The sequence below is a fragment of the Spirochaeta dissipatitropha genome (genome assembly GCF_054657935.1).
Window position 1 is genome coordinate 120174 of the sequence record NZ_BAAHXT010000009.1, and the last position, 11425, is coordinate 131598.

Genomic DNA, 11425 nt, shown 5'->3' on the forward strand with positions numbered 1-11425 from the left:
ATCAGCAACACAAATACAAAGTAATTTAATAATAAATATGATTTAAGCTGATTTTAAGATTATTCACGTATACTGTGACAAACTTATATGGAGGATAATATGATAACAACGAAAGCTAATGTTTCCAGAATTTCTTTGAGTCTGGTATTCCTGTTTTGGGTATGCTCCGCAGCCCTGTTCTTTACTTCCTGCGATTCGACCCAATCAGAGGATCCGCCTCTCATTGCTGAAGACCATCCTGCATGGGAGGCATACAATTCTGATTCTTTTGAAGAAAGAATAATGCAGGGTACCTGGTATCCTATAAGCTTCCCTGCGGGGGAAGATGTTGTGTGGATACATCGGACCGCTGATCAAGGTAATTCCAGAATTTTCTGGTTCCATGATGCCGGCGGAGAATTGGCCAAGGTGACGATTACCGCCTACGACATAGAAGGCAACATTCTCGAAGGAGCAGATCAAACATCCACAGTTCCCCTGGAACTGGGAGATGAACGGGGACATGTTTTCCTCAAAGCAGAACGGGAAGCAGGCAGCGGGGAACACTTCTACATTTCTCCAAGACGCACCGAAGGTTTCCTCCTGCATGGAGAGACTGCAGAAGTACCAACTGGAACGGCGAACAGGAACGGCCGGTTTTTTGAAGCCAGAATTGACAACAGAGTGATGGTGCGGAAGGCTTCGTATCATGAGGCCACAGGAATTCAAACCCGACAGTTTTCATTTGCGGATAGCACCAATGGAGCGGCATTTCTGAGAACTCACCATAACAACATTGCCGAAGAAGAAGATAAAACCCTTGAGTGGGGAAGAATATCTGTTACGGTTATGGACGATGATTTCACTACCCTCTTGTCCGAAAAAGCAAGAATGGAAGATACTGATTCTGTAAGTAACGGTTTAGGCACAGCACAGGCTGGAGGAGATATCTACTTCATTATCGAGCATAGACCCGGGCACGATATTGCTGGCTATGCACTGATGGCAAGATAATATACTGAACAATCCCCGGGCCACGCCTTGCGTGCACGGCCTGGGGAAACACAACAATCTCCTCTACATACCAGCAATAAAAAATCCAAGATCTCCGCTCTGCGGATTCCAGTTAAAACCGCTACGAATACGAAAGGCAAATATGGGGTTCGAGTCGACGGCCAGATCAGCGAAAAAACTGACAACAGGCTCTGCTCCAGAAATGTCCAGGGCAGGTATACTGTCGGCCTGAATACGGCTGCTGACTCCAGCCCCTATCTCTAGACCGATCGGTATTATAGGGTTGGTTCGCAGAACACGGCTTTTCACATCAAGCTGTCCGTAGATCCAGGCCGGGCTGCGGTCGCCGGAATAATACCATTGAGGATATTCAGCCCCAGGAGTAAAGTCATACAGATCAGCTCCAGCTCGACTGCCGGCTGCCAGATAGAGCCAGCGACCGATAAGCGGAATAAAAAAGTCCAGGTCGGCCTGCCCCGTCAGGTATGCCCAGGAATCACCCGCCAAACTGTGGCCGCTCTCAAGACTGCTGCCAACACTTCCGGATATTCCGAGAATCTGCCAGAAATCCGGCCTTTCGGCCAGGGCAAAACTCAGTTTCAGATTCGGAGTATGTGTAAAAAAGGTATCCATGGTATTGTCTCCCCCTGGTATTGGACGGGGGACTACCCAGCGCGAGGTGTTATACAGAGAAACCATGAGATACCGATTTTCCCGTACTCTGTCTCCTGCCAGAACCTGATCAATACCGAGCCGTATATAGCCTCTATTGATTTCACGACTGAGATCATCACTCCCGGTCAGGCTGAATTGCTCAAAACCTCCAAACAGCTGAAGCGCACTTTCCCGTTCGGGAATCAACAGGTAATAATCACGCTGTAGTCTCAGCCCATAGCCAAGCTGAAAGTAGGCACCATTCCGGGCCTGCAAAAGCTGATACCCTCTGATTGCGCTGTCAGCCAGAGGCAGTCCGGTAGAAAATACGGCGAACGACATCTCCGGCTCCAGCTGCCATTGCTGGGCGTAGATTCCATGTGCAGACAGAAAGAAAAATACAGATAATAACATCAACATAAATCGGCGATATAATGTATTGTTCAGCATCATTCAAAACTCCCTTCACGGACAGCCACGATCCGGTCAATATGCCATTCAAGGTCAGTACCCGAGGGCAGGACAAATCTGATGCCGGTAATATCCATTATTTCGGGGAAAACTATCTGCATGGTTTGTGGTTTATAATAGCGGCTGGACCAGCGCAAAAGATGAAAGGTCGCAGGCGTAACAGTAATACTGCCGAGTTCAACCATGCGATAATCGAAAACACGACCATCCGCCAGCTCTACCAGAACTTCAGCATCAAGCAGTTGTTCAGCTATATCGCTGTCAATGCCATTCACTGGGTGCGCACCTATGTCGAAGCGTAATCCCGTTGCAGAAACCGCCGGACCACTCAAGCGGTACTCACCGACCCGATCATTCTTTCCCTGAAGAAAAACAGCGAAACTGTTCTGGTGAAGCGTTTGTAGATTCCGGTCAGATATTTCCGGTGCAAAAAAATACCCCGTTGCGATCCCCGGCAATTTGCCTTCGCGCCACAAGGAAAAGCCCTCAGCATCGATCACCCAACCCGGTGCCCCGGCTGTCCGCGGATCGCCATCCTCGGAAAAGTCGGCCAGAACTAAATCCCTGCCTGAACGCCAGCGGCTTATATATACCGTATTCGGCAACCAGTCATAGCCGGTACGCCAGTCCTGTAGAAAATCACGGTATGCAGGTTCAAGATCCAGACTGACATGCAGAAAAGCACTGACCAGAACCTTGCAGAGAAGCTGCTGCTGATCTGGGTTCAAGCGGAATGCTGCCGGCACAGGAAATTCGTTGGTGCCTTCGGCCCAGTCACGGTTAAAATAGGCATGGTTAGCTCCGTAAATCCAGTACCCCAGGCGGAAATTATCTTCCGACAGTCCCGGACGATTCAGGAAGCGTGAGGCAAAGTCAACGTCAACATCACCATCTGCTGAACCGTGCAGATAAAGAAAATCAACCCCATCGGCCATTATTTCTCTCTGGCCCGGACGATACTGCCCCTCAACCGGTGCCAGGGCGATTACCGATCTGATTGCAAGGCGCTGATCGAAGCGGACAGCTGCATTATCCGGCCAGATTCCCAACTCGTTAAAAATGGCAGCATTCACCGCTGCTTCTCCACCGCGTGAATGCCCCATCAAGGCCAGCCGCTGCTCATCAACCAGCTGATACAGCGGCGACTGCTCATCATTTCCCTGACGAATCAGTTCATGCGCATGATGCAATAGAAGCGCAGCACGCGCATCATTTTCGCGGCCATCAGTAATGCCATTCAGAAAATTCTGGTCAATGCTGGCAAAAATGATCCCCTGCGAGGCAAGCAAGCTGCCCAGATAATCGTAGCCGAACTCGGAATTGTTATAGGGATTGTGGTTCCCATGTACCGCAACAATCAAGGGAAACGGTCCCTGCCCCTGAGGATACCAGACCGTACCATTGACCGGAACTGCAGATGCATCAAAGCCCCAGTAGCGTTCAGAAATACGGTCATGATAATGAGCCGGCCGGATAATATTGTCTCGCAGCCGAGCCGGCTGATCCGTAAAAAAAGGACTCAGGTCAACCGTGTCGGTGCGCACCGCCACAGCTTCTCCCCGGTATTCCGGCCTTCGAGGGTTATACTCTCCAGCATACAGATAGTTGCCTGGCGTATAAGGTCCTGGAGCGGCGGGATCCGCCAAAGTGGATGCCGCGGGCCAATACGGAGCAGAAGCATATATGCTCTCTGCGCTGGCAATCGGAAAACTTGAGCAGGACATTACACTGAAAGCAGCCAGGCAAAAAGCCAGAATGCAGACCAGACCAGGAGCCGGACTGACATCGAGATCAGATTTCATTTTTTTCTCCATTGAGTTTCGTACAACAGGGGTATCATTGAATGAAATGGGACTTCTTTTCAATACTACTTGACCCCCAATCGTACTTTATGATAATTGTAAATTGCCTTTGTAAGGTGAGGCTCCTGTACAAACCCAGGCCGCTGCCCCGAAATGTCGAAAGACGCCAAGGGGTAGAACAGGCACATTCGGATTAAGGATGTGCATAACGCGGCTCGCATGCTGAACCCATGCTACGTTGTACAGTGCCGAAACCGAATCGAGGAAGGCCCTGATCCCCGCCAGAACATGTGACGGGGAACGAACACCTGCGCCAGTAAGCGTGAGATCTGTTCGTGAAACGGCCTTTTTCGGTTCAGCCGAAAAGGGCCGTTTTTTTTTCGCCGCGGTCCGGCGTTGCCGACCGAAACCCACCGGTGAACTGTAACAAGGAGGAACACATGGACAGTGACCCTGGATCGAGTAGTTTATATTTCAACATATGTTTCACCACCACCTCCGACAGTTTGCCCCCTGCCAGGTATTGTTCAAAAGGCTGATCAATACCTATCTACATGGTGTGCTTCCTGTCGGATACAAAGACAAGGAGTTCCCAAATGAACACAACACAATACACCGATATGACCACAGCCGAGTTCCAGAAATTCGCACACACCCACATACGGGAACAGAATCTCGCACCGGTAAAAGACAGCCTGCGACACATGAGTGCAGCCGAAATTATCGACTCGCTTCTGATCTCCAGCGAACACGACAGCGCAGTACTATTCCGATTACTGGACAAGAACACAGCTGTTGAGGTATTCGACCTTATGGACGCCTCATTTCAAGGTGAGCTTATTGAATCATTCACCCGTGAAGAGGCACTCAAGCTGATTTCCGAGCTGGATCCTGACGATCAGGTCCGCCTGCTGGATGAGCTACCTGCCAAGGTTGCCAAGCGTTTTCTCGAAGGCCTACCCAAAGAACAGCGGAGTGCCGCTGCCAAACTGATGGGTTATGCCGATGACACCGTTGGCCGCATTATGTCCCCGGTATATCTGCAGGCAAAAAAACAACAGAAAGTATCGGAAGCGCTGCAGTCCTTCCGCAAGCGTAATGCCAGTCTCGATGTACCCGTGCATACTGTCTACGTTATCGATGAAACCCGCCATCTGGAAGGAGTCCTTCCCCTGAGTGCGCTGGTATTTGCAGATGAACAGCTGAAAATCGCCGATATACTTCCACAGGGTACCTACGATGCGGTGCACACCGGAGACGATCAGGAAAGCTCAGCACGCCTGCTGCAAAGACTGGACCTCGTTGAGTTGCCAGTGCTGGATGCTGAAAACCGTCTGGTCGGGGTACTGACAGCAGATGATGCAATGGACGTTATCCGCGAAGAAACCACGGACGATATGTATGACAAGGTTGGGCTTCTCGACCTGACCAAACGGGAATCAGACCGGAGCCATCGCATGCTTCATGGAGGCCTCCTGCATGTGCTCGCTGTACGCCTGCCATTCCTGCTGATTACCCTCGCCGGGGGTATGGCCGCCGGTGCAGTAATCGGTGTTTTTGAAGAGCTGCTGGAGGCAGTAGTTGCCACCGCTATCTTCATTCCGGTGATTATGGACATGGGTGGAAACGTAGGTACCCAGAGCTCGACAATATTCACCCGCGGTCTGGTGCTCGGTCAGATCAGCATGACCAGATTCTTCCGCCAGTGGATGACCGAAGTCCTGAACGGAGTGGGCATGGGAATAATTCTCGGGATTATTGGAGGAGCCATAGCAGGTCTCTGGATGGGTATGCCCGCCCTCGGTCTGGCAGTCGGTATTTCCCTTTCCCTGACCATCTCGATTGCAGTCGCCCTTGGATTTATCGTTCCCTGGGTACTGGTCAAGTTTGGATTCGATCAGGCGGCTGGTGCCGATCCGATTATTACCACCATCAAGGACATAAGCGGACTGCTGATCTACTTTTCAATGGTCAGCCTCTTTCTACCGCAGGTTCTGGTCTGAGCTGATTCCGGGGGAGTGAGATCAATAATTTACTCCCCCATTATTTTCTGGATTAATTCATCTATTGACCTCAGACCATAATCAATCTATAGTCCGACTCGTCCGCGGAGTTCGCAACATCCTTCGCGCTACAAAACAAAACTAAGGAGTTCTTCATGATTCTGATTCTCTTGTGGATTGTCGCCAGCCTGGCGGTGACCACCCTGGCGCTGGCTGCGGGGCGCAGATACGGCGCATCCTTTCTGGTCGCGGTATATGCCGCACTCATCGTAATGGCAAATATCTTTGCCGGCAAAATTGTTATGTTCGGGCCCTGGACGGTACCGGCCGGGGTAATCGTGTATGGGGTTTCTTTCCTCCTGACCGATGCCCTGAACGAGTTCTTCGGTTTCCGCGCAGCCAAAGAAGCAATTCTGGGTGGCTTCAGTGCTTCACTGCTGCTGGTCGTCGGTGTGCAGATCGTCATTGCCTGGGAGCCGGCAGTCTTCTGGGGCCATCAGCAGGCCCTGGAAACAATACTGGGCTCCACCTGGCGGATTGCAGCAGCCTCGCTGCTGGCCTTCCTGGTGAGTCAGAACTGGGACATCTATGTTTTCCAGTGGCTGAAAACACGCACCAGCAGCCGGGCCCTCTGGCTGCGAAATATCGGCTCCACCACCAGCAGCCAGACCATCGACACCCTGCTGTTCTGCCTCATCGCCTTTGCCGGAACCATGCCCTGGCCAGCAGTCTGGGGGATCATTCTCGGCCAACTCATTGTCAAACTGATTATTGCGCTCATCGACACCCCCTTCCTCTATATAATGAAGGCATTCTATACCAGGGAGCCTGCAGATGCGTGAGGATCTTCAGAAACTGAGCCTTGGCGGGAAAACCGAATACCCGACCCAGTATGATCCCGGGGTACTTGAGACCTTCGACAACCGGCACCAGAACCGTGATTATTTCGTGAAATTCAACTGCCCGGAATTTACCAGTCTCTGTCCCATAACCAATCAGCCGGATTTTGCAAGGATCTACCTGCAATATATTCCGGATCTAAAAATGGTAGAGAGCAAGTCGCTCAAACTATACCTGTTCAGTTTCCGCAACAGCGGTGAATTTCACGAGGATTGTGTGAATCGGATACTCGAAGATCTGGTAGAACTGATGCAGCCGCGCTATCTTGAGGTCTGGGGCAAGTTCACTCCACGCGGGGGGATCAGTATTGATCCCTATGCCAATTACGGAAAACCGGACAGCCGCTGGGAGGATTTTGCCGCCCAACGGCTGCTGATGCATGATCTGTATCCGGAGAAGATTGATAATCGCTGAGCAGGCTGTCTAAGATTCAGGGTGCGCCTTGACGCCTCGAATAACTTCTCATATCATCTAAAGTAGCATGGCTACCAATAAGTACGATTTGTATTATGATATGGTAACTCATCCCGAATCCCGTAAGACTCAGACACCTCGTTTATATCTGAATGGGATTGGAATGACATCATCGCACTGGAAACCCCTGCAGTCCCTCCTCCCCCCGGGAATAGATATATTTCACGATTTTAAGGATCAATTACGTAGTCCTAAAGTATCTCAAGGATACTCCATGGAATCCCACGCGCACGAGGTTAAGGACCTTCTCGATAAGCTCAAGGTCCCAAAAGTTCACATCATTGGAACGTCATACGGTGCAGAAGTAGCCATGCTCTTTGCTCTGTCCTATCCTGAGTCCTGTGCAAGCCTGATTCTCATAGATGGGGTAAGCGAAAGCGACGCCCAATTGAAGGCTGCTGTTGAAAGCTGGAAAGCCGCTGCCCTGTCCGATCCCCGGGTTTTTTACCGAAGTCTCATTCCCTGGAATTATTCCTCGGAATACATTGAAAAACACAGGGATGAACTCATGGCCAGGGAAGAAGGCCTTATACAGTTACCCAGGGATTTTTTTGAAGGATTTGCCAGACTGTGCGATGCATTCCTGCAGCTGGATATAACCGGGAAGCTTTCAGACATTGCATGCCCAACCTTCGTGGTTGTCGGCGAGCTGGATGTTTTGAAAACGCCGCGCTACAGTCAGCTCCTGCATCAGAATATTCCTGACTCGCAACTGGCAGTAATTCAAGGAGCCGGCCATGCCGTGGTCATCGAAAAACCGCAGGTACTTGCCCGGGAAATCGAGGAGTTTTACCGCAAATTGAAGACGACTGCTTAGTTTAAGCACTACCGATCTCAAGCCCTATTATTCCGATTTCCCCGCTGATCGTTTTCAGAGCAATCCGATGCTTGCCTTCCGGTATTCTGACATAATGCTCTTCCAGCAGCATTCTGTTCGTGTCCTCAATCGCTGGACTGATCAGGGCCTGAGCATCCAGGCTGATCGAAAGCACACCCGGTTCGATAACGAGCAACTCAATCTTCAGCTTGTAAATACCGGCTTGATTGCAGGTAATGCAATAGCCTAATTCTTCAGAAGTGCTCAAGTGAACCATCATTCTCTGGGCTGGGTCTGTTTCCTGTCCTGCATTGCAATTAAAATCCGGACTGCCTTCATGCCCATCCAGGAACATAATCCGTGCCTGGGAGTCCTGACGGAAATCAGCACCTGGCATCCGGGGTCTCCGTATGTTTGCATGATCAAAATACACTGCTGGAATACGAACTGGTATCTCCCGAGTAATCGCCCGAATGACTGCTTCATTTTTATAGGTTCTCGTACTCAGATTTGTCAGAAAATCTCTCCATGGCTGCGGTCCGGAAGATGAATCAGGCGGCCAGCAATCGGGCACCGGGAACGAAACCGGCGAATTCGTGCAGGCTATTTTTTTATAGGTCCAGAAATTCCACGAGATATCCAGGGCCTCCAGCAGCGGAAATACTCCTGTATACCATTCGAGATTATTTTCTCCTCCCTCTCCCATGAACAGCGGTACATCAAGATCTTTTCCCGCATCAAGAAATTTCTTCATACTGAGGGTATCCGGACTGTTCCAGTATTTATGAAACTGAAGCACCCAGTTGGCATCCAGGGGTGCATCCTTTATCGGACTGAAGATATCAACTTCTGTTGCCCAGCAGGTTCCCTCAAGAATAAGCATGTGTTTTTTATCTATTCTCCGGATCGCTTCAGTCAGTCGCCGATAGAGAGGAAGAACATGCTCTGATAGATCAGCAAAGTGCGGGGCCAAGGGTTCATTCAGAAGATCGTAACCGGCTATAGTACTGTTATCAGCATAACGCTCTGCAATGAGCTCCCACATATGGACACACTGAGTCTGATACAAGGGATTCAGAAAGAGCTCCGGCTCATCATTTTCACAATCATCTATATTGGTTCCAGTCTGTCCACCGGGAGCACCATGCATATCCAGGATCACATACACACCCACATTCGTACACCATTCAATACAATCATCTATGTATCCGAGAATTTCACTGTTAAACGTCACTGCTTCATGTGACACATTGAACAGATTTCTGCTGTTGAACGGCAGACGGATCGAGTTAAAACCCCGACTGTGTATCCACTGAATATCATGTTCAGTAATGAAGCTACTGTAATACTGCTGCCAGAATTCATCGGCAAAGTCCTGACCGCAGGAACTTGCTATCAAGCTTTCCATCCGCCGAGGTCGGTCATAGTTGCCTCCCATTTTCCACATATATCCTTCGGGCAGCAGCCAGCCCCCGAGTCCAAAGCCACGCAGAAGAATCTCATCTCCTCTGTCGTTGACGATTTTCGTTTTCCGGGTGTGCAGCCACGGCAGTTCATTTCTATTCATTTTTTCAACCTTTAAGTGCTCCGTTTATTATTCCTTTGACGATTTGTTTCTGCAGTAAGGCATACAGGATCAGAACCGGGATAACCGCCAGTATAAGTGCGCTCAATATAGCAGGCCACTCACTCGCATATTGACCAAACAGCATATTAGTCGACAATAACAGCGTGTAATTACGGGAGTCTCTGAGCATAATAAGCGGCAGCAGGAAATCATTCCACATCCACAACACATTCATAATAAATACTGTAGCAGTAATCGGTTTTAACAGAGGAAACACAACACGGATAAAGATACCAAACTGACTGCATCCATCTATCATAGCCGCATCTTCCAGATCCCGCGGTATACTTTTAACGAAACCATGGTACATAAATATTGCCATGCCAACCCCAAGCCCTGAGTAAATGAACATCATTCCCCACAGGGAATTACTGATCCGAAGCATTCTGGCTACCTGGTACAGAGGTATCATGATTCCATGAAATGGTATCAACATGGAAAAAACAAAAAATGAGAAGAGGACAATACTGAGCTTTGTCTTGATTCGTGCCAGAGCCCACCCGGCCAGAGATGAACAGAAGATTATTCCGAATGCACCACCAAGAGCCATATAAGACGTATTAAACAAGCTTCTTACATAATTCATTCGCTGGAAGCTGCGTACATAATTCGCGAAACTTGGCTGCGCCGGAAGAGACAACACATTGGTAAATAACTCAGCGCGTGTCTTGAATGAATTCAGTATTGCCATTGCTACAGGAAACAGCCAGATACACGCCAGCAGAATCAATGATGACATAAGAATCACGATGGGCATATGATCTAACACCTGCCATCTGCTGGTTTGAGTTGAGTTTTTCATAGTTCTTCTTCCTTTCGTTTCATCAGGATAAGCTGGGTGGCCGTTACTGCGAGCAGAATAGCAAATAATATAGTTGATTTAGCCGAGGCATAGCCAAAACGGTTGCTTCTGTGGAAGGCTTCTTCATAAATGTTCATTGCAACGACCTGAGTGCTTCTTCCCGGTCCACCGCCGGTCAAAGAGTACACAACATCGAATACCTGAAACGCATTATTGAGCGTAATAAAAATACAGATGGTGAAAGCCTGACGGATCATTGGAAGTGTAATAGCTGTGTACCGCTGCCAACTGCTTGCTCCATCGATTATCGCGGCTTCATGAAGAGATTCAGGAATTGATTGCAATGCAGCTATATAGATGACCATTATGTAGCCTGTTCCACCCCACAAGGCGACAAGCAGAATTGCATAAAACGAATACGACGGATCTCCAATCCAGGACTGATCCAACCATACAAGTCCCCAGTTATCGGAGAAATGAAAGACAACCTGGGTAAAAATAAAATTCCACATATAGCCGCCGATAATCAGGCTGATCATATTCGGTAGAAAGAAAACCGTCCTGAAAAAACCCTTACTGCGTTTCAGGCTTTCAATGGAGGATGCAAGAAATACCGCAAGTAGATTTATACAGATAACGATTGCGACTGTATATTGCAGGGTAAACAGCAGGGAGCGCCAGAAGGCTTGATCCAGGGTGAATATCTCAACAAAATTATCCAGCCCCACCCACCGGAAGGTCGGATCGATGCCATTCCAGGATGTAAGGCTGTACATCATTCCATACAGAACAGGAATAAGTTTGACAGCAGCAAAAACTATCAAGGCTGGAGCCACGAATAGGAGCAGCTGCATATTACGGCTTTTCTGTAGCGTTCTCATA

At 49.3% G+C, this 11425-nt stretch carries 10 protein-coding genes and 1 riboswitch; of the genes, 5 read left to right on the top strand and 5 right to left on the bottom strand.

The genetic code is table 11. From position 1 onward, the window contains the following. The first annotated feature begins 99 nt into the window (after window positions 1-99). A complete protein-coding gene (locus ACYQ2L_RS12030; RefSeq protein WP_460055946.1) occupies window positions 100-993 on the top strand; it encodes a hypothetical protein in 894 nt (297 codons plus the stop codon). Between the two features lie 63 nt (window positions 994-1056). On the opposite strand, the gene ACYQ2L_RS12035 is transcribed toward ACYQ2L_RS12030, so the two are convergent. Together ACYQ2L_RS12035 and ACYQ2L_RS12040 are read right to left on the bottom strand one after the other, a co-directional pair. Next, window positions 1057-2100, bottom strand: a complete 1044-nt coding sequence (locus ACYQ2L_RS12035; RefSeq protein WP_460055949.1) for a hypothetical protein — start codon at window positions 2098-2100, stop codon at window positions 1057-1059. After that, on the bottom strand, window positions 2097-3920 hold the full coding sequence (locus ACYQ2L_RS12040) for a poly(ethylene terephthalate) hydrolase family protein (RefSeq protein ID WP_460055951.1): 1824 nt from the start codon (window positions 3918-3920) through the stop codon (window positions 2097-2099). The genes ACYQ2L_RS12035 and ACYQ2L_RS12040 overlap by 4 nt, the downstream gene beginning before the upstream one ends. Window positions 3921-4021: 101 nt before the next feature. Beyond that, window positions 4022-4194, top strand: a riboswitch (M-box (ykoK) riboswitch). Window positions 4195-4516: 322 nt separating this feature from the next. Here ACYQ2L_RS12040 and mgtE point away from each other — a divergent pair. The 4 genes from mgtE (at window position 4517) to ACYQ2L_RS12060 (ending at window position 8114) form a co-directional block, all read left to right on the top strand. Beyond that, window positions 4517-5923, top strand: coding sequence for a magnesium transporter (gene mgtE, locus ACYQ2L_RS12045; RefSeq protein WP_460055954.1), 1407 nt, complete (start codon window positions 4517-4519; stop codon window positions 5921-5923). A 155-nt stretch (window positions 5924-6078) separates the two neighbouring features. Next, window positions 6079-6765 (top strand): queuosine precursor transporter, encoded by a 687-nt coding sequence (locus ACYQ2L_RS12050; protein WP_460055956.1) that lies wholly within the window; start codon window positions 6079-6081, stop codon window positions 6763-6765. Beyond that, window positions 6758-7237 carry a preQ(1) synthase gene (queF, locus tag ACYQ2L_RS12055; RefSeq protein ID WP_460055958.1) on the top strand — a complete coding sequence of 160 codons (480 nt, stop codon included), beginning with the start codon at window positions 6758-6760 and terminating at the stop codon, window positions 7235-7237. Before ACYQ2L_RS12050 ends, queF begins: the two co-directional genes overlap by 8 nt. A 100-nt stretch (window positions 7238-7337) precedes the next feature. Continuing rightward, window positions 7338-8114 (top strand): alpha/beta fold hydrolase, encoded by a 777-nt coding sequence (locus ACYQ2L_RS12060; protein WP_460056030.1) that lies wholly within the window; start codon window positions 7338-7340, stop codon window positions 8112-8114. 1 nt (window position 8115) lies between these two features. Here the strand turns inward: ACYQ2L_RS12060 and ACYQ2L_RS12065 are convergent, their stop codons facing one another. From ACYQ2L_RS12065 to ACYQ2L_RS12075, 3 genes are read right to left on the bottom strand one after another with little or no spacing between them, the layout of a single operon-like run. Then, window positions 8116-9681 carry a glycoside hydrolase family 5 protein gene (locus ACYQ2L_RS12065; RefSeq protein WP_460055961.1) on the bottom strand — a complete coding sequence of 522 codons (1566 nt, stop codon included), beginning with the start codon at window positions 9679-9681 and terminating at the stop codon, window positions 8116-8118. 4 nt (window positions 9682-9685) lie between these two features. Beyond that, on the bottom strand, window positions 9686-10543 hold the full coding sequence (locus ACYQ2L_RS12070) for a carbohydrate ABC transporter permease (RefSeq protein WP_460055963.1): 858 nt from the start codon (window positions 10541-10543) through the stop codon (window positions 9686-9688). After that, window positions 10540-11424 (bottom strand): carbohydrate ABC transporter permease, encoded by an 885-nt coding sequence (locus ACYQ2L_RS12075; RefSeq protein WP_460055965.1) that lies wholly within the window; start codon window positions 11422-11424, stop codon window positions 10540-10542. Before ACYQ2L_RS12075 ends, ACYQ2L_RS12070 begins: the two co-directional genes overlap by 4 nt. Window position 11425 lies beyond the last annotated feature (1 nt).